The organism is Pseudomonas sp. F01002 (assembly GCF_004402115.1).
GTDB classification, from domain to species: Bacteria; Pseudomonadota; Gammaproteobacteria; order Pseudomonadales; family Pseudomonadaceae; genus Aquipseudomonas; species Aquipseudomonas frigoris.
Genome location: NZ_SOPU01000081.1, coordinates 84,279 through 102,251, shown reverse-complemented (window position 1 = coordinate 102,251; position 17,973 = coordinate 84,279). Strand labels below are relative to the sequence as shown.

The window sequence follows — 17,973 nt, the reverse complement described above, 5'->3', positions numbered from 1 at the left end:
AAAAAACCTGAATTTATTTGGAAATTATTTCCTGACTGCCGTCATCGAGGGTGCGCACGGCCACCGGCAGAATGCTCGGCAAGGCCTTGAGCAGTGCGTCGGTGTTGTCGGATTTGAACACGCTAGTCAGGCGCAGATTGCCCACTTTGTCGTTGCCGACGGTGAGCGGTTTAGCCCGATAGCGCGAGACTTCCTCGGCGACATCGCTGAGTCTGGCGTTGTTGAACACCAGTTTGTCGCTGCGCCAGGCGGTCAGCTCGGCAGGGTTGACCGCGTAGGCAGCGGCCACTTTGCCCTGGGCATCGATGTGCGTGCCGAGGCCGGCCGTGAGGCTGATGAAATCGCTGCCTGCCGCTGCGTGCCCCTGAACCTTGACGGAGCCCTGCTCCACCACGACCCGAGTTTGGGCGGTGTCGCGGCGCACATCAAAACGGGTGCCGGTGACCGTGACCTTGCCGCTGCCCGCCTCGACCACGAAGGGCCGGCGAGTATCGTGCTCGACGCTGAACATCGCTTCGCCCTGCGTCAGCTCGATGTTACGGCGGTCGTTTTCATAGTGCACCTGAACGCGGCTGCGGCTGTTCAGGTCGATCACCGAACCGTCCGGCAACGCCACATGACGTCGCTCGCCCAGAGCCGTGGAAAATTCGGCGGTGTAGATCGCCGGGTGATTCAAACCGCTGAACAGCCCCAACCCGAGCGCGACGGCCAACACACTGGCGGCCACCGCATAACGCACCAGCGGGCGGCGTTTGCTGCGCGCAGGCGCGGTTTCACACAAGGCTTGCAGTCGCGCCGCCGGCAGCAAATCAGCCGCCGACCACAAGCCCTGGAGCAACTGGAATTCATCGCGATGCTGAGGGTGTTCGTCCAGCCAGGCTTCGAAATGCCGGTACTCTTCGACATTGATCGCAGGTTCCTGCAAACGCACAAACCACCGCGCCGCCTCGTCGCGAACCGTTGTTTGCCCGCACGCACAATCACGAGTATCCATCATGGAAGTTCCTGTTTGGCTGGGGATGAGAAGGCACCGCCGATTTGCCTTATGTAGGAGCTGCCGCAGGCTGCGATCTTTTGATCTTGATCTCCAGCGATTTCAATGCCGCCAAAAGATCGCAGGCTTCGCCAGCTCCTACAAAAGCCACCGCACATCATGATTGCAATCCGTCAAGGCGGTCGCGCAGATGCCGCAGCGTGCGGATCATATACTTTTCCACCATGTTCTTGGACAGCCCCAGGCGTTCGGCGATTTCGGCCTGGGTCAGGCCTTCGATCTTCTGCCAGACAAACACCTTGCGGCAGTTGACCGGCAACTCGGTGAGCGCCCGTTCGATGGAGTCAGCCAACTGGATCGCCTGCATGAAATGCTCCGGGTCGCCGGACGACGACACACTGTGATCAACCGCCTCCGACTCCATGGCGCCCCGCCGATCCTCCCGCCGATAACCATCCACCGCGATGTTGCGCGCGGTCTGGTGCAAGTACGCCCGAGGTTGTGCAACCGTCGCCGAATCCGACTCAAGCACCCTCACGAAGGTGTCGTGGGCCAGGTCCTCAGCCTGCTGACGATTTCTCAGGCGACGGGTCCAGGTCCCGACCAACTCTTCGTAATGCTCGAAAAAGCCGTGTCTGCGGGGCAGCTTGGGGGTCATTGCGGTGTGCTGTGAAGACGGGGCGTGAATAGTAATACTTCCTATTAACTGGAAGCAATGGGATTAAGAGTCCGTAGGAGCCGACCCGTTAAGGAACAACACGGACCGTAGCAGCTGGCGAAGCCTGCGTTCGGCTGCGCAGCAGTCGTAAATCAGACGATGCGGTGTTTCAGGAAGACCGCAAACTCTGGTTTTACGACTGCTGCGCAGCCGAACGCAGGCTTCGCCAGCTGCTACAGATCGTTTTACGGCTTAACTGATGGGCACTACCTGTTTTCCTGCGCTGAAACCTGCCCCTGCAATCGTCGTCCGACGACATCCATCAAATCACAGCCATCGCGCAGTGAAGTCACCAACACCCGCGCCAGCTCACTGTGGACACCCTCCCCAAACGCAATGTTCTCCAGCAGCTGCGTTGCGGTACGAATGCGGTAAGCCGCGGTTTTATGCAACACGTCCAGTGGTGCTTCAGTGTCGATCAGCAATGATGGGATGTTGCAGTCGATGCCAGTGATAGGCATGTATCGATCCATGATGAAAAACCTCCATTGGGTAAAGGCACACGATTATTCAGCGTTGGCAGTTGGGCGACCTTCAGACAATCCCCGGGGCGGTTCCAGGTTGTCCAGTGCTCGATTGACCAACAATTCCCCCAGCGCGGACAGTTGCTGAATACCCACAATGACATGGCGACGAGGGCCTTCCAGTTCACGGGCGAGATCGGTGGCCATGACACTGAGGGAGGCGAGGGTTTCAGAGGCGTGACAGAGCAGGGATTCCGTGTCGACATCCGGAACGACGGCGAAGAAATAGTTGGCAGATGCGGGACGTGTGTGAGTGCGCAGGGGCACGCTGACGAGTTGTTCGGTGACTTTGGCGGGACTGGATGAATCGACGGTGTCGTCGGCCGGAAGGCCTGACGGTTCGATTGCGATTGAGGTGATCTTTTTCATGCCGGAGCTCCTTGCAAGGGTAAGAAAGTGCCCGTCTCTTGCCCTCAACCAGGATTGGGTGACGGCGATACAGTGCGGGCCGGTAGATTTATTACCAGAAAATTCCATTTAATTAATCAAATAAATGAACATCTGTGTAATTAAATGATTCTCGCCAGATTAATGTTTTTTGGCTCTTCCTAGTTACTGTAAGAAACTTCTACAACCTGAGTAGGCAGCGTCTTACATGCAATGTCAGAACTCAATCGCGGCAATAGAAAATATTCCACAGTTGTTTAACCCGTGTGAAAAATTATCTTTTTTGTCTAGGGGGCAGGCGTGTAGGATGCTGCACTCAAAGCGAATCACCTCACTACGTGCGATCTATTGCAACGACAAGCAAATGGTAAATATTTAATGCACAAGAAAGACAGAACGGAAAAGTTAAAAAACAACATCAAGTACCTGATAAAGAGCCGTGGAGAGACTCGGCTTTCCTTGTGCAATGCTAGCGGACTGACCAGAACGACCATCTATAACATTTTGGAAGGAAGGGTTGTCCATGTACAACAATCTACCATTCGAAAAATATCGGATTTTTTTGGTGTGTCTTATAAAGAGATAGAGACAATAGATTTTGAAGAGAAAGAAATAATAGAGAGTAGTGTCTCACCACAAGGGAATATGAATCCCGCGGCAGTCCCGGTTATCAAAGAGTGTTTGCTGATTGAAAGTCTGGACAAAAGAATTGGTGAGTTAGCCATCACGCATCCGCTGACATATTACTTCGGCACGGCCTGCAACTTAATAGGTGTGCTTCTGGAGAATGAGATTAGTGGGATGAACGAACCAGGAGATATTTTGATAGTTAAGAAGGGCTCGTCAAGTGGCGATGGAGAAAAATTGGCGTACGACAAAACAACAAAAAAACTAAGCATTACCACTGACGGCTTTGACACTGACACTAGCTGTATTATTGGAGCAGTGATCGAGGAAAGATTTAATGGCAATTAACAACGAAGCCGAAAACAGAAAATACAAATTGTTGGGTTTTGAGAAAAATAAAAATCTTGTCGTTATTATGGTGATTTCCACAGGCAAAATTATAAAAGTGAAGCTAGGCGAGATATTAAAAAGTGAAATAATAGACGACCTAAGCAAACCGGAAATCAAGGACATATACCGAAAATATTATTCTGGCGGCACTGCGTTAACCGCATATGAAATGAATGATCGCAATGAAAGGTCGTGGATGGCTTACGTTGCCCTCAATCTGCTTCTTTTCGCACTGTACATATTCACAAATGTTGCCGCGACGAAACTGGTATACATAGAACTATTTGACATTGTTGTTACCCCGGGTGTTTTTCTATACCCACTGACCTTTTTAGTAGTTGACATACTAAATGAATCTTACGGCCTCAGACTCGCGAGGCGAGCCATACTGTTTGCTTTTGCAAGTAATGCATTTATTATCATTTTACTGAGTACCACCAGCTATCTTCCAGGATTAACTGGTTGGAAACTCGACGAACCCTACAGCGAGGTGATTACACATGTGTCATCTGCATTAGTAGCATCCTGCATTTCTTTCCTTTTTTCTGAATACGTCAACTCTTATCTTCTATGCAGAATAAAAAAACTTACAAACTCAAGATTTTTATTCTTGCGAGTGTTTTTCAGCACTTTTTTTGCCGTAATAATAGATAGCTTCATTTTTTGCTTTATCGCGTTTTACGGAACCATGCAGAAAAGCGATATCCTTAATATAGTTTATGTACAAATAACCATAAAAATGTGCTTCGCTATTTTAAACATTCTGCCTGCCTACGGGGCAAGATCATTATTTAAAAGATACATATCTGAAGCCAAAACCGCATAAGACCTAGGGGAGTGTGAATTAGCTGCTAATCGCCCTCCCCCGTTGTGCATTACTTCCTATAGTTCTAATTTAATTTTTAAACTGTGAATAACCTCTGCTCTATCTTCCAAAAACTCACTCAATCCTTTTGAACGAAGACTACAAGCATCACAGTTACCACATCCACTCCCCATTATCCCGTTGTAGCAAGTCAATGTATGGTAACGAACCAAATCCAGCTGCTCATGATAATCAGCCAAAGCCCAGGTCTCAGCTTTATTAAGCCGCATAAGCGGCGTCTCGATTCGTACCTTATAGTCCATGCCCAAGTGAATGGCGCTGTTCAACACCTTGACAAACTCATCACCACAATCAGGGTAGCCAGAGCTCTCTGTTTCACACACACCCGTGATGACAGCTTCAGCACCCACTTGATAGGCATAAATAGAAGCCAAAGTTAAAAAAAGAATGTTCCTGCCAGGCACGAACGTATCAGGCACGCCGTTCCCCGTACTCCTTGCAATTGGAATGTGGTCACGCGTCAAACTGCTAATGGCCAGTTCGCTCAACAATGAAGTGTCCAATACTTTATGCACCTTCACGCCAAGCTGTTTTGAAAGCTGTTGCGCCACTGCGATTTCCGCACGATGGCGCTGGCCATAATCAAACGTAATGCAATGAATTTCATCGTACATCGGCAATGCATGGATCAAGCAGGTGGTCGAGTCTTGTCCGCCGCTGAAAACGATAACGGCCTTTCTGGTCATGGTTCGTTCTTCCTTGGGGTGTCTCGGCAGGGTGCCGGGGCCGTTGACCCTACCGGGAAGCTCAAACTCTGGGTGTGGGAGGTTTCCGAAATAACCGTCTCCGATTTCCGTTTGTGTCAGTTCTATGCGGATTCCCGAGCGTCAACAGTTGAGGAGAACGCGTGCGCTTGCTCGGTTGCTCGGTTGCTCGGTTGCTCGGTAAAGAGGTTGCACGACGCGCCTCACAGGACCGCCAGACCCTTAGTAGTTCACGTTGACCAGAACCAGTTGATGGATGCGGTGTTGAATCAGCATCACAAACCGCGAGCGGCGGCCAAGACGTGGTTGAAGGCTCATCCGACGATGCTGGAGGCGTGGCTTGCCGGGGTTGGCAGTCGGGATGGCCAGGATGGGTTAACGGTGGCCAGTGACACGTTGGCCGCTCAAAAACAGCTCACCAATCCCTCGTAGAAGCGCGGGGGGATTGAAGAACTCCACGTCACAATGCTTTGAGCATATGGTGGATGGCTTTGTGGCCGGACTTGGGAGCATCGGTAAAAAAATCCGCGATACGAGACGCAAATTTTTGGGTATTTAGGAAAGACTCATTCATTGTCAACGCAGTATCGTTGATCGACACCATGACATAAGCACTCTGACCGCAGCCTACAAAACCGATAGAGGCGTGATCATTGCCATGATGCAAGATAACTAAAATAGAGTCCCGGGCGATCGGGCACTTTTCGACTTCCCATTCCGGCGGCTCATTCCTGTTAAAAACCTGGGCAAGCCGGGATAAAAATGAAGTGTGGCGAGTCGCCTCGTCCTGCAACTTCTGTTTCGCTAAAATCAGCACTTGGCTCCAAGCCTCGGCATCGTAAGAAATATGATCCGGACACCTCTGACAATCATACGAGCGTGGTTCGGCCACCGCCATATAGGTGCCACAAGTCAACGGGGGAGACTCATACCTAAAACCATTGGAAGCGGACATTTCCTCTTTGTACTTACTCAGGAAATTCTTGACAGTAGCAACAGAAGAGCCCGACATCAGACTCGCCTCTTCAGCCCCTGTTGGAAGATCAAAGTAAAGATCATCCAGAACCAATGACCTTGAGGACAGGTCAAGAGGTGAACCATCATTTACCCAGTTAACATCCGATCGCTCCGCCCCGCACTCATCAAATTGCTCCAGCAATGCAACGAGCTGATCGCGCTGAACTGGGTCAGCCATTATTTCAGAGAGCAACGCCGCCGATGCTTCGTAACCACTTTGCGTTTCCAGATCGGCATTGAACCCCTTCATCTCGCGAAGCGCGTAGGCAAGCTCGGCCTTTGAAAGTTGGGGTCTGGCATCATTCATAAAATTTACTCTACCTCCCGATAGTCCGTAGCGCAAAGTGGAACCATGACCGCCTATCGCCGTGCGTCATAGCGAGAAGAAAATGCCCGAGCATCTGCCCCGTTGAAGTGGAAATATTCATCTGGGCGACTCCTGCGCCAAATCACCGTGACGCAGCCGTTGTTGGGTGAGAGCCGGCGCATTTTACATCCAGCCTCGTAAAAATCGATGAGCTTCCTGCCTCCTTTGGGATCGGCATGCAACAGCATTTCTCCGTCATTGCCTTCGTCCAAAGCAGCTTGAATCGTGCAATCAATCAGGGTCTTGGCAACACCACGAACCGCTGGCTGCCCCAAAAACTGCTCATAAGCTTCTGACGGTGCATCGGAAAGGTACCAAGTAAAAGCGCGCTGCCGCTCCACGCCCTCGACGTTGCTATGCAATTTCGGAACGATGGAAAGCATCCCGATCGGAAACGTTTGCTCACCTCTCGAAACAACAACGCACATTGCCTTTCCTTTTTCGGAGCAATTACCAGGCATCTGGGTGAGGTAGTTATGGATCCCCACAAGTTTTAGATACGTTGGCCAGCGCCATCCAACGTCAGCGCGAACTCTGCGGTCCGTCGCGCCCTCATGTGAATAATTGCTATTGACGAGAGGTTGAACCTTTTCATGCCATTGTTTCGCTAACCCTTTAGTCATCGGTACGACGCAGACTTTCACCTGAAAGGGATTTCCAAAGGTGTCATAGGCCGGTAAGGAGGAAATGGGCCGTTGTAGCGGCATAATCGAGCTTCCTTGCGAGTTTTATTTTTGAATTCCTTGAGGATCGATTTGAGCCGCCATTGGCAAAATCCCAGTTTTACGCGCGTTTCCAAATCTGCGATTGACGCTAGCACAAGCAGCAAAAGTCCGTGACCACACGCTTTTTTCCGGATGTTTCTTACGCCCTGCACGATTCAACCGCTATCCCACCTTCCTGGCTGGCGACCGTGCACCTGACGACCGGCAACAAAAATGAATTGCCACAAAATATTACCTACGCAATATTACACGCGTAATAAAGACCCGTTTCCCACAGGTATTTCCATGACCAGCATGCCCAGCCTTGAACCCGACCTTGCTGTCCCGGTGAGCACACCCAAGCCTCCCCTGCTCAAACGGTTGATCTTGCTCGCTGCGGTCATCGCTGCCCTGGTGTTCGCCGGGCTGTACGCGAGTCACTGGTGGACCGCCGGCCGTTTCACCGAAGAGACCGACGACGCTTACATCGGCGGCGATGTAACGGTGATCGGGCCGAAGGTGGCGGGTTACATCGAAGAAGTGCTGGTGACCGACAACCAGAAGGTCAAGGCCGGCGATGTGCTGATTCGTCTCGACTCCCGCGACTACCGCGCCAACCTGGCCAAGGCCGAAGGTGCGGTGGCCGCCGAAGAAGCACTGCTCGCCAACCTCGATGCCACCGAACAATTGCAACACGCGGTGATCGGCCAGGCCCGCGCCGGGATCGATGCCGCCGGTGCCGAAACCGCCCGCTCACGGGATGACGATGCTCGCTACAAAAAACTGGTCGGCAGCAATGCCGTCTCGGTGGAAAGCGCCCAACGCGCCAACGCCACCTTCAAGACCGCCCAAGCCCTCAGCGCCCGGGCCCAGGCTGAATTGCTCGCCGCGCAACGTCAGCTGAACGTGATCGCAACCCAGAAACAGCAAGCCCGCGCCGCGCTGATGCAGGCTCGTGCCGAACGTGATCTGGCGCAATTGAACGTGGGGGACTGTTCAACTTGATGCGAAACCTTGGGGGTGCCATCGGCATCGCCGCGTGCGCGACCATTCTGAATGACCGCACCAACTTGCACTTCACCCGGTTGGCGGAAAACCTCAACAGCACCAATGAAGCACTCAACCAATGGCTGTCCCAGGTCGGCAACAACTTCGCCGCCCTCGGCCAAAGCGGTGACGTGGGCGTCACCGCCAGCCTGCATCAGCTGTGGCTGCTGACCTACCGCGAAGCGCAGACGCAAACCTACGGCGACGCATTCCTGATGATCATGGTCTGCTTCATCATCGCCACGGCGATGGTGCCCTTGATGCGCAAGGTGCAACCACCGGCCGCGCCGAGTGCCGATGCTCATTGAGCCCAGGTATCACTCCTGAGGCATTTTTCGGAAGCCTACCGCCAGGCGGTTCCAGGCGTTAATGGTGGTAATGGCCACGGTCAAGTCGACCATTTCCTTGGGGCTGAACTCGGAAGTAGCCAGTTCGTAATCTTCGTCCGGAACGTGGGTCTGGCTCAGCAGCGTGAGGGACTCGGTCCAGGCCAGCGCCGCACGCTCGCGGGGTGTGAAGAACGGCGTTTCACGCCAGGCCGACAGAGTGTATAGGCGACGCTCGGCCTCACCGCCCTTGCGGGCATCGGCGCTGTGCATATCCAGGCAGAACGCGCAGCCGTTGATTTGCGAGGTACGCAGCTTGACCAGTTCGATCAGCGTCTTTTCCAGAGGCAGCTTCGACACAGCGGTTTCCAGCGCGATCATGGCTTTGAGTGCATCAGAGGAAGCAGTGTAGAAATCGATGCGAGGTTTCATGGTGGGCTCCAGTCTAAAGGGGTGTGGAGCTACGTTAATCGCGCAGTGACTTGCAGCAAATAGCCAATTATTGGGAAGTTGAGGATGCCAATGGGACGCCTGCCGACGGCTCACTCGATTGCACCCGCACCCAAGACGTTCGCGCCCCTACGCTCGATTGCGCAGCCACTGCAAAAATCCCTTCTTCTGCACAACCCTAGGCGCTTCCTGAGTCAACGTCTGAGACTTGTTCAAGCGGAAATCCAGCAACGCCTTCATCGCTTCGCTGATGTCATGCCGCGCATCCAGACACGGTTTGAGGTAGTCCTTTTCGATCCGGTACAAGCTGCACGCTGTCTTGGCGCTGAAGTCCGCCGGTAGCGCCGTATCGGACAAAATCCCGCCTTCGCCGATCACCTCACCCGGGCCCATGCGCCCGGATTCGAACTTGACCCCGCCACGGCTCAGCTCCACCGACACCACACCTGATTCGATGATGAACAAATGATCGCTGACCTCCCCCGCCGGCAGGATCATTTCACCGGCGCGGAAGTTTTGCAGGGTCATGTTCTGGCTGAAGGTTTCTTTCTCTTCCTGACGCAGGGTCGAGAAAATGTTCGACGCGTCCAGCAATGCCCGTGGCCGTGACAGGTTGGCAGGTGCATTGGGTTCGACGTTCGACAACAGGCTGACACCGCTGGCCTGCAAGTGCCGGAATGCCAGGTCGAACAGCAGATTACGGACCATGCGTTTCTGGTCCATGGAGACCACGAAACCACTGATTTCGTATTCCACGCCGGTGGCGCTGGAGCCTTTCAACGCGACACACGGCGCCGGTTTGATCAACAAATAGCGGCATCCTTGCATCGCCCGTTCCAGCGCGTCGATCACCGTTTGCGGACGCGCGTGCGGGCTGAGTTGCAGGCTGATGGATACGCCGAAAATGTCACTGGGCCGGCTGAAGTTGATGATCTTGGCCTTGGCCGCCAGGGAGTTGGGGATCACCGCCATGCTGCCCTGGCCCGTTTGCAGGCGCGTGGCGCGCCAGTCGATGTCGATAACCCTACCTTCGGTGCCGTCGATGGAGATCCAGTCATCCAGTTGATAGGGTTTGGTGGTGTTGAGGACGATCCCGGAGAACACGTCGCTGAGGGTACTCTGCAAGGCCAGGCCGACGATGATTGCCAACGCACCGGACGTCGCCAACACACCCTTGACCGGCAGATCGAGTACGTACGCCAGTGCCGCGATGATCGCAATCAGGAAAATCACAGCGCCGAGCAGATCCTGGAGCAAGCGCCCGGTGTGCCCGACCCGTTGCATCATCACCGCGCCGATCAGCACCGTCAGGGTGCGTGCGCCGAACAGCCACCAGCCGATCTGCAAACCGGTGGCCGCCAGGTGCAGCGGGACGTTGTCGACCCAGGGCGCCGTTTCCATGGGGTTCATGCCTTCGTTGAACAGCAGGACACTGAACAACGAAAAAATCACCAGCCGCACGACCAGTTTCCATTGGCTGCCATTGGCACTGAGCAAGCGCCACAGCCCAAGATCGATAAGGATCAAAGCCATCGCGCAGAGCAACGGGTGATCGGTAAGCAGTGACAGCATCAAGCAACTCCAGCAAGAACCAATGACGCAAACATCGCACGGATTGTAGGAGCTGGCGAAGCCTGCGATCTTTTGGCGATCCAAGAAGATCAAAAGATCGCAGCCTTCGGCAGCTCCTACAAGGGGCGATGTGCGCCGGGGTTACTTGCTGTTGGTCAGGGCGTTGTAGCTGGTAAACAGGTTGCGGTAGTCCGGGATGTGGTTAGAGAACAATGTGCCCAAGCCTTCCACGTCGTTGCGCCAGTCGCGATGCAGCTCACAGGCCAGGCCGAACCAGGTCATCAACTGTGCGCCGGAGGCCGACATGCGGTCCCAGGCCGATTGACGGGTCAGTTCGTTGAAGGTGCCTGAAGCGTCAGTCACCACGAACACCTCGAAGCCTTCAGCCAGTGCCGACAGCGCCGGGAACGCCACGCACACTTCGGTTACCACGCCAGCGATGATCAGTTGTTTCTTGCCGGTCGCCTTGATCGCCTTGACGAAGTCTTCGTTGTCCCACGCATTGATCTGGCCAGGACGGGCAATGTACGGCGCGTCCGGGAACAGCGCCTTGAGCTCGGGCACCAGCGGGCCATTGGGGCCGGTTTCGAAACTGGTGGTAAGAATGGTCGGCAACTTGAAGTACTTGGCCAGGTCAGCCAGGGCCAACACGTTGTTCTTGAAACGGTCCGGCTCGATGTCGCGCACCAGAGAAAGCAGACCCGCCTGGTGATCGACCAACAGAACGGCGGCGTTATCCTTGTCGAGACGTTTGTAAGAAGTAGTCATGGGAGTAATCCTCGCTTTTTATCGATGCCGAACGGGCCGGCGTGAGAGAAACCTGAAAGTTCGTTAAAACGCGGCCAAGCAAGGGTAGTCGCCCACGCCCGGCACGCCACAGCGTTACAACAATGAGTTCAACCGCTTATCCGACCGAACCGGCCTGACTGGAAGTCAGCGAAGGCCTGATGGATTTCCTGCTCGTTGTTCATCACGAACGGGCCGTGGCCGACGATGGGTTCGTCGATCGGTTCGCCACTGAGCAGCAACACGACGGCATCGTTATTGGCTTCCAGGCTGAGCTGCTGGCCATTGCGTTCGAACAACGCCAACTGCCCTTCGCGCACCAGTTCCACACCGTTGACCTGAACCGTGCCACGCAACACTACAAGTGCCGTGTTACGACCTTCGTGCAGGTCCAGGGTCAGCAACTTGCCGCCGTTGAGGCGCAGGTCCCAGACGTCAATCGGGGTAAACGTGCGCGCCGGGCCGGTGTGGCCGTCGAACTCACCGGCGATCAAGCGCAGGCTGCCGGCCTGGTCCTTAAGCGGGATGCTCGGGATGTCGCCATCGAGAATCGTCTGGTAACCGGCGTCGGCCATTTTGTCCTTGGCCGGCAGGTTGACCCACAGCTGGACCATTTCCAGGGTGCCGCCGGTTTTGGCGAAACCTTCGGAGTGGAATTCTTCGTGGAGGATCCCCGAGGCGGCCGTCATCCATTGCACGTCGCCCGGCCCGATCTTGCCGCCGCTGCCGGTGGAGTCGCGGTGTTCCAGCTCGCCTTTGTAGACGATGGTCACCGTCTCGAAACCGCGGTGCGGGTGCTGACCAACGCCACGACGCTCGGTGGTCGGGGTGAATTCAGCGGGACCGGCGTGATCGAGCAGCAAAAACGGGCTGATGTGCTTGCCCAGGTTGTCGTAGGAAAACAGCGTGCGAACCGGAAAACCGTCGCCGACCCAATGGGTCCGTGGGCTGGTGTAGATACCGATGATGTTTTTCATTCCGCCTCCGAATCTGTTGAGTGACGCGATGGACAAAGCTTAAAACTGAACCCTTTGATGCACTAGACTGCAAAAATCAGCCTTAGCGTTCTATATGGAGAACGATGGTGGAAGACCTCAACACCCTCTACTACTTCACCCAAGTGGTGGAGCACCACGGTTTCGCCCCGGCCGGCCGTGCGCTGGACATGCCCAAGTCGAAGCTGAGCCGACGCATTGCCGAGCTCGAACAGCGCCTCGGCGTACGCCTGCTGCACCGCACCAGCCGGCATTGTTCACTGACGGAAATCGGTCAGGCCTATTACCAGCGCTGCCTGGCGATGCGCGTGGAAGCAGAAAGCGCTGCCGAACTGATCGAACGCAACCGCTCCGAACCCCAGGGCCTGGTGCGCATCAGTTGCCCGACTGCGCTGCTCAACTCCTGGGTCGGGCCAATGCTGACCCGCTACATGCTCAAGTACCCCTTGGTGGAGTTGTTCATCGAGAGCACCAACCGCCGGGTCGACTTGATCCACGAGGGGTTCGACATCGCCCTGCGGGTGCGCTTTCCGCCGCTGGAAAATACCGACATGGTGATGAAGGTGCTGGGCAACAGCACCCAGTGCCTGGTGGGCAGCCCGGCCTTTGTGCCGAGTCTGTCATCACCGGCCTCCCCGGCCGACCTCAGCGGTTTGCCAAGCCTGCATTGGGGCGCGGCGCAGCGTGAATATCAGTGGGAATTGTTTGGGGCGGACGGCGCCAGCGCGGTGATTCGGCATGCGCCACGAATGGTCACCGATGACCTGTTGGCGTTGCGTCACGCCGTGGTGGCCGGGATCGGCATCGCTCACCTGCCCAGCGTGGTGGTGCGCGATGACATTGCCGCGGGCCGACTGGTGGAACTGGTGCCGGGCTGGGCACCCAAATGCGGGATCGTGCATGCGATCTTCCCGTCACGCCGTGGGCTGCTGCCGTCGGTGCGTACATTGATCGACTTTCTGGGCGAGGAATTCAGCCACAGCGATATTGCTTAGAAGCCCGTACACACTCCATAGCAGCTGGCCGAGGGGCGGATTTATGACGTGGATGGGCGGTTGTACGCGACGGGGTCGACCACCTGCATGATTCTTGAGGCGCGGGGGTAAGGCTTTAAACCGAGTCGCGGCCTTCGCGAGCAACCTCGCTCCCACATTGGATTTGCGTACACCACAGATCCCCTGTGGGAGCGAGCTTGCTCCGGGCGGCGTTCCGACGAAGGCGCCAGATCAAACACCACAAAGCCTTCTGCCACCCCGATTCATGACTTGCGGTAAACATTGCTTTGCCGATCCAGCGGTTTTTCTCATGGGATGGCGCGGGTACAATCCCACGCCTCATAGTGAGTGGCAAAGGAAGTGCGGGTTTGAAAGGGATTTTGCGTGTTGGCTGTCTGGCGGGCCTTGTCGTCATGATGGCCGGTTGTGGAACCATGATCGGGCGCGTCAGCAATGGCATGTCGGACGTGGATTATTACAAAGGCGTCGACGGCGGTTTGCAGCTCCTCGGCGTGACAGGAAAGGAAAGCAAACCCGCGGCGATCATCTGTTACATCATGATTGTCTGTCCGCTGATCACCGTCGTGTCCCTGCCGGTAGACGCCGCACTCGACACCGTTCTGCTGCCAGTCGACTACGTCAACACCCTCTGAAGTCGGCCCTCCGTTTATCGTCGAGGGCGTTTGGCCTTCGGTTTCTGCGCGGGGTCCTGCACTTTGCGATAAACCCACACCCCGAACACGCCAATAAGCAAAATAAACACGGTTCCTATGCATTGCGACACGAACTCGACCCAGAACCGTCGTGGTTGCAAGGCCAGCGTATAGGTGTCGCGCGGGCCGCGGTTGTTGGTGGTGATGGAGCCGCTGATCCAGCTGTCGATCAGCCTGTAGATCGAGGCACCGATGGCGAAGGCAATCAGCACGCCAACCAGCACGGTCAGCCAAAACGTCACGCGGCTTTGGCGTTCAGGAGAGCGCCGGTTCTTCCTGTTGCTCAATCAGTGGTTGTCGCACATTCGACGGTCGCCCGGCGAGGTGCGCACACTCGGCAATCACCTTCAGAATCTCGATCACGCCAGGGGTCAGCGCTGTGCCAAGGCAGATGCGCACGCCTGTGGTTGCATGGCCATCGGCGAAAAAGATCCCGCTGCCGGCCACGTGGCATCCGCGTTCGGTTGCCAACTGTTGCAGTGCGGGCATGTCGGTGTGCCCAGGCATTTCGATCCAGTGGATGAAGCCTCCGCGCGGTGGCACGTACACGGTTCCCGAAGGGAAATCTGTGCGCACCAGCGCTTCGACAAAGCTCGCCAGCGATGACAGTTGCGACCTGAGCCTGGCGCAGTGTTCTTCCATGTAGCCGCGCCCGATAAATTCGTTGAGAACATTTTGCGCAAGGCTGGAAACCGCCAGGTTGCGCGAAAACATTTGCGCAAGAATGGCATTGCGGTACTTGCCGGCCAGGCACCAACCGACGCGATAACCGGGTGCGATGGTTTTGGAGAATGACGAACAGTAAATCGTCTGCCCGCTGGTGTCGTAGCTCTTGATGGCGCGCGGGCGCTCTGTTTCCGGCACCAGGTCGAAGAAAATGTCGTCCTCGATAATCGGCACGTCCGCTTCGCGCGCGATGTGTGAAAGTCGTGCGCGCGTTTCATCGGGCATGATGAAACCACGGGGATTCTGCAGGGTTGGGTTGAGAAAGATCACCGCGACCTTTTTCAGTTTCAACGCTTCTTCGAGGTGATCGACGTCCAGGCCCAGTTTGCTGTGAGTGCGGATCGGCAGGGCGCGCATGCCCAAGCGTTCGATGGTCTGCAAGATGCCGTAATAGGTCGGCGTTTCGATGGCGACCGTAGCGCCTCTTGGCGCGACGGCTTCGAGGGCCAGTTCCAGGGCAATGGTGTCACCCGAGGTCACGAGGATATCGTCCGGCCCACAGACCACGCCGCGAGTCAGCATCAGCCCGGCGATGCGCCGTCGCAACGCCGGCAGGCCCGGCGGCGCGACCAGTCCGGTCAGCGAGTTGTCAGCCTTGCCGGCCAGCACTGAAAGGCATTTGTTGAGGAGCACATTCGGTGTGAGGTCGCTGTGCAGGACGGCCGAGTTCAACGACGCGGTGGTCCGCGAGGCCGCTTGGGAGAGCATCGCGACCACCGCATGATTGATGTTGACCGTGACACTGGAGAAATCAAACCCGCTGGCGGGTTTGGCCTGCCCGGAGGCCGAGACGAAATAGCCGACACGAGGGACGGTCGACACATAGGCATCGGCTTCCAGATCAGCCAAGGCGCGCTGAACGGTAGTGATGCTGGTTTCAAACATTCGCGCCAGGGTGCGGATCGAGGGCAGTTTTGTTTCGGCTGCCCAATCACCACTTTCGATCTGACGAATAATCCAGTCCTTGACTATCCGCCAGCGTTTGTCCGGTAAATCAAACCTGTCCATAAGTTCTCTGTTATTTCTCGAAACAATTCAGAGAAAGTAGAGCAAAACGACTCCCGTTGCAGCAACTATGACGATGTTGAGGGCGACCAGTCCGAAGGCGAATCGAATCAGGTTGTTTTCTTCATGCCGATTGGCGCCCGCCAGCCCGGTGATCAGCGACAGAATCGACAGCGACCCCAGTGCACCATGCCCTGCGGCACTGTTGACCATCGCGGCCAGCCACGCCCCGTGTTCGCTGGTCAGCGCGGCGATGGACGGCATGACGAGGGTGTTGCCGCCGACGTTGGAACCGGTGACGTAACCGGCGATACCCGCCAGCAAGGCGATCGTCGGCGCCAGGGAAATCCCCGACAACGATTGCAGTGTGCGCTGTGCCTCGACGAGGAAACCGGCGTTGACCATCACCTGAGAAAGCAGCAGGAACAGGAAAATCGTCGTGACCGGAAACTTCGCCCGATTGAACAGCGCGCGCCATGGGAAACCCGCTGGGGCGCTTTGTTTGATCGCCATCAGCAGGGTAACAATCAGCAGCGCCAGGCCCGGGGATGCCAATGGCTTCCACGAAACGTGCTCGCCCTTGACGATCCACAGCGCATCCCAGCCCGACATGACAAACAACCCGCGCGACGCCACGATCACCCCCAGCAAGGCCAGATAAGGCCATGCCGCGCTCGGCCAACGCACCAGTTTCTTGCGTTGCGCGTACGAGATGCCCAGACCTACGCAGGCCACGGCAAGACCGGCCAGCACACCGGAGACTTCCGGGCCGATCCACAGGTTGATGGAAAACAGCACGGCGACGAACAGCGCCGTCACCACAATCAGCCCGAGCCACGGCGAGACGGTGCGGATGCCGCCCTGCCACATGGCGATGGCGGCCAGGCAGAGGAACACCGGCGCACTGATCAGCGCCGAATGGCTGCCAAGGGTTTCCGCCGGCAAGTGCGCTAGCAACGCGCCGATCACCGTGGCCAGACCCAAGGTGCCCCACGGCATGATGACCATGCCGGCCAGGGCAATTTTCATCCCCGACTGACGCGTGAACAGGCCCATGAGCAAGGGCACGGTAGCGATCAGCGAGACGCCGAAACCGGTCATCGCTTCCAGCAGCGGCGCCAGGCCCAGCACGATGAAGATGACTTGTGCCGGTGGCGTCCAGCCGAGCTCCTTGACCCAGGCGCCGATGGCCTGCGGCGCACCACCGCGCTCGACCAGGATGACGAAGGCCAGCCCCGGTACGATCACGCACGCGGTGCTGAGAAACAGGATCGTGGTGTCCTGAAAGATCGCCGCGGTGATCGTCGTGGACACAGGCCCGGCCGCGCCCAATGCCCACAGCACGAGCACCAGCACCACACCCGCCAGCGCGGCTTGTACCGGTGGCCGGCGGACGATCAGGATCAATGCGATCACCAGAGCGATCGGCGACATTTGCAACAAGAGAGAGCTCATACACAGTTTTCCTTAACTTAATCGTGAGTCTGCCCGCTGTACTCGGTCGCCCGCATGGACGCGCGCCCACAAAAAGTCTGATACCACTCGGTCAGGCGTGCTTGAGCGGAAAAGTCCGATAGTTGGCGAAAGGCAATCCAGTCGAGCGCAGTCGCCAGGGCAATGTGGCCGATGGTGATCGGGCCATTGAGGTCGACGTGTTCTTCGATGAAGCGGTAAGCCTCTTTGAGTTTGAAGGCTTGACCGTCGGCGTAGGCCGGATAGCGCAAGGCCTCCGGGCGACGCTCGACTTCCCAGCGCAGCTTGATGCCGACATCGCACATGCCCTGCGCCAAGGCCTGAAGGCGCAGCGCCTTATAGCGCTCGGGGCCGCTTGCCGGGATGAGTTTCGGCCCGTCGCTCAGGTCGTCGAGGTATTCACAAATCACGATGGAGTCGAACAGCGCCGTGTCGTCGGGCAGCATCAGCACCGGTACTTTGCCCAACGGGTTGGCCTTGTAGATGACCTCATTAGGTCGGGCTGGTCTCGTGGTGGATGACTTCCAGGTTCGAAGCAATCCCGAGTTCGTGAGCCAGCACCAGTAC

The 17,973-nt window shown here is 56.4% G+C and carries 20 protein-coding genes and 3 pseudogenes; 8 read left to right on the top strand and 15 right to left on the bottom strand.

The genetic code is table 11. The annotated features are described in order from the left end of the window. Positions 1 to 13: 13 nt before the first annotated feature. From E3W21_RS30615 to E3W21_RS30600, 4 genes are all read right to left on the bottom strand, one after another. Positions 14 to 997 carry a FecR family protein gene (locus E3W21_RS30615; RefSeq protein ID WP_134423487.1) on the bottom strand — a complete coding sequence of 328 codons (984 nt, stop codon included), beginning with the start codon at positions 995 to 997 and terminating at the stop codon, positions 14 to 16. 154 nt (positions 998 to 1,151) lie between these two features. Continuing rightward, complete coding sequence (locus E3W21_RS30610; protein ID WP_129437094.1) at positions 1,152 to 1,652, bottom strand: sigma-70 family RNA polymerase sigma factor; 501 nt, start codon at positions 1,650 to 1,652, stop codon at positions 1,152 to 1,154. A gap of 266 nt (positions 1,653 to 1,918) precedes the next feature. Then, positions 1,919 to 2,185, bottom strand: coding sequence for a hypothetical protein (locus E3W21_RS30605; protein ID WP_134423480.1), 267 nt, complete (start codon positions 2,183 to 2,185; stop codon positions 1,919 to 1,921). Positions 2,186 to 2,218: 33 nt separating this feature from the next. Beyond that, a complete protein-coding gene (locus E3W21_RS30600; protein WP_134423473.1) occupies positions 2,219 to 2,605 on the bottom strand; it encodes a DUF6124 family protein in 387 nt (128 codons plus the stop codon). 396 nt (positions 2,606 to 3,001) lie between these two features. On the opposite strand from E3W21_RS30600, the gene E3W21_RS30595 reads away from it, so the two are divergent. Both E3W21_RS30595 and E3W21_RS30590 read left to right on the top strand, forming a co-directional pair. Then, complete coding sequence (locus E3W21_RS30595; RefSeq protein ID WP_134423465.1) at positions 3,002 to 3,598, top strand: helix-turn-helix transcriptional regulator; 597 nt, start codon at positions 3,002 to 3,004, stop codon at positions 3,596 to 3,598. Next, positions 3,588 to 4,466: a queuosine precursor transporter gene (locus E3W21_RS30590; RefSeq protein WP_134423463.1), complete on the top strand. Its 879-nt coding sequence runs from the start codon at positions 3,588 to 3,590 to the stop codon at positions 4,464 to 4,466. Before E3W21_RS30595 ends, E3W21_RS30590 begins: the two co-directional genes overlap by 11 nt. Before the next feature lie 56 nt (positions 4,467 to 4,522). On the opposite strand, the gene queC is transcribed toward E3W21_RS30590, so the two are convergent. Further along, a complete protein-coding gene (gene queC, locus E3W21_RS30585) occupies positions 4,523 to 5,212 on the bottom strand; it encodes a 7-cyano-7-deazaguanine synthase QueC (protein WP_134423461.1) in 690 nt (229 codons plus the stop codon). 282 nt (positions 5,213 to 5,494) lie between these two features. On the opposite strand from queC, the gene E3W21_RS30580 reads away from it, so the two are divergent. Then, a complete protein-coding gene (locus tag E3W21_RS30580; RefSeq protein ID WP_371927181.1) occupies positions 5,495 to 5,662 on the top strand; it encodes a hypothetical protein in 168 nt (55 codons plus the stop codon). A gap of 28 nt (positions 5,663 to 5,690) precedes the next feature. On the opposite strand, the gene E3W21_RS30575 is transcribed toward E3W21_RS30580, so the two are convergent. Continuing rightward, positions 5,691 to 6,554, bottom strand: a complete 864-nt coding sequence (locus E3W21_RS30575; protein ID WP_134423459.1) for a hypothetical protein — start codon at positions 6,552 to 6,554, stop codon at positions 5,691 to 5,693. 53 nt (positions 6,555 to 6,607) lie between these two features. Next, a complete protein-coding gene (locus tag E3W21_RS30570; protein WP_134423457.1) occupies positions 6,608 to 7,321 on the bottom strand; it encodes a hypothetical protein in 714 nt (237 codons plus the stop codon). 303 nt (positions 7,322 to 7,624) lie between these two features. On the opposite strand from E3W21_RS30570, the pseudogene E3W21_RS30565 reads away from it, so the two are divergent. Both E3W21_RS30565 and E3W21_RS30560 read left to right on the top strand, forming a co-directional pair. Next, positions 7,625 to 8,308, top strand: a pseudogene (locus E3W21_RS30565) (HlyD family secretion protein); the annotation flags it as partial. Continuing rightward, positions 8,308 to 8,673: pseudogene (locus E3W21_RS30560) on the top strand (EmrB/QacA family drug resistance transporter); the annotation flags it as partial. The pseudogenes E3W21_RS30565 and E3W21_RS30560, both read left to right, overlap by 1 nt. Before the next feature lie 9 nt (positions 8,674 to 8,682). Here E3W21_RS30560 and E3W21_RS30555 read toward each other — a convergent pair. The 4 genes from E3W21_RS30555 to E3W21_RS30540 all read right to left on the bottom strand — a co-directional run bounded on the left by E3W21_RS30555 (position 8,683) and on the right by E3W21_RS30540 (position 12,476). Further along, the gene (locus tag E3W21_RS30555; RefSeq protein WP_134423455.1) at positions 8,683 to 9,123 is read right to left on the bottom strand and encodes a carboxymuconolactone decarboxylase family protein; all 441 of its coding nucleotides are present in this window, start codon (positions 9,121 to 9,123) and stop codon (positions 8,683 to 8,685) included. 147 nt (positions 9,124 to 9,270) lie between these two features. Beyond that, positions 9,271 to 10,713: a mechanosensitive ion channel domain-containing protein gene (locus tag E3W21_RS30550; protein ID WP_134423453.1), complete on the bottom strand. Its 1,443-nt coding sequence runs from the start codon at positions 10,711 to 10,713 to the stop codon at positions 9,271 to 9,273. A 141-nt stretch (positions 10,714 to 10,854) separates the two neighbouring features. Next, positions 10,855 to 11,481: an isochorismate family cysteine hydrolase YcaC gene (gene ycaC, locus E3W21_RS30545; protein WP_033061120.1), complete on the bottom strand. Its 627-nt coding sequence runs from the start codon at positions 11,479 to 11,481 to the stop codon at positions 10,855 to 10,857. A 128-nt stretch (positions 11,482 to 11,609) separates the two neighbouring features. After that, positions 11,610 to 12,476: a pirin family protein gene (locus E3W21_RS30540; protein ID WP_134423451.1), complete on the bottom strand. Its 867-nt coding sequence runs from the start codon at positions 12,474 to 12,476 to the stop codon at positions 11,610 to 11,612. A gap of 104 nt (positions 12,477 to 12,580) precedes the next feature. On the opposite strand from E3W21_RS30540, the gene E3W21_RS30535 reads away from it, so the two are divergent. The 3 genes and pseudogenes from E3W21_RS30535 to E3W21_RS30525 all read left to right on the top strand — a co-directional run bounded on the left by E3W21_RS30535 (position 12,581) and on the right by E3W21_RS30525 (position 14,142). After that, positions 12,581 to 13,489 (top strand): LysR substrate-binding domain-containing protein, encoded by a 909-nt coding sequence (locus E3W21_RS30535; RefSeq protein ID WP_134423449.1) that lies wholly within the window; start codon positions 12,581 to 12,583, stop codon positions 13,487 to 13,489. A 24-nt stretch (positions 13,490 to 13,513) separates the two neighbouring features. Further along, a pseudogene (locus E3W21_RS32100) lies at positions 13,514 to 13,600 on the top strand (PaaI family thioesterase); the annotation flags it as partial. Positions 13,601 to 13,857: 257 nt separating this feature from the next. After that, entirely contained in the window at positions 13,858 to 14,142 is a 285-nt protein-coding gene (locus tag E3W21_RS30525) for a YceK/YidQ family lipoprotein (protein ID WP_256661703.1), read from the top strand. Positions 14,143 to 14,156: 14 nt separating this feature from the next. On the opposite strand, the gene E3W21_RS30520 is transcribed toward E3W21_RS30525, so the two are convergent. From E3W21_RS30520 to E3W21_RS30505, 4 genes are read right to left on the bottom strand one after another with little or no spacing between them, the layout of a single operon-like run. Then, positions 14,157 to 14,444 carry a hypothetical protein gene (locus E3W21_RS30520; RefSeq protein ID WP_256661702.1) on the bottom strand — a complete coding sequence of 96 codons (288 nt, stop codon included), beginning with the start codon at positions 14,442 to 14,444 and terminating at the stop codon, positions 14,157 to 14,159. A 13-nt stretch (positions 14,445 to 14,457) separates the two neighbouring features. After that, positions 14,458 to 15,936 (bottom strand): PLP-dependent aminotransferase family protein, encoded by a 1,479-nt coding sequence (locus E3W21_RS30515; protein ID WP_134423445.1) that lies wholly within the window; start codon positions 15,934 to 15,936, stop codon positions 14,458 to 14,460. 27 nt (positions 15,937 to 15,963) lie between these two features. After that, positions 15,964 to 17,388, bottom strand: a complete 1,425-nt coding sequence (locus E3W21_RS30510) for an L-lactate permease (protein WP_134423443.1) — start codon at positions 17,386 to 17,388, stop codon at positions 15,964 to 15,966. Positions 17,389 to 17,405: 17 nt separating this feature from the next. Further along, positions 17,406 to 17,945 (bottom strand): glutathione S-transferase N-terminal domain-containing protein, encoded by a 540-nt coding sequence (locus E3W21_RS30505; protein WP_218570190.1) that lies wholly within the window; start codon positions 17,943 to 17,945, stop codon positions 17,406 to 17,408. Positions 17,946 to 17,973 lie beyond the last annotated feature (28 nt).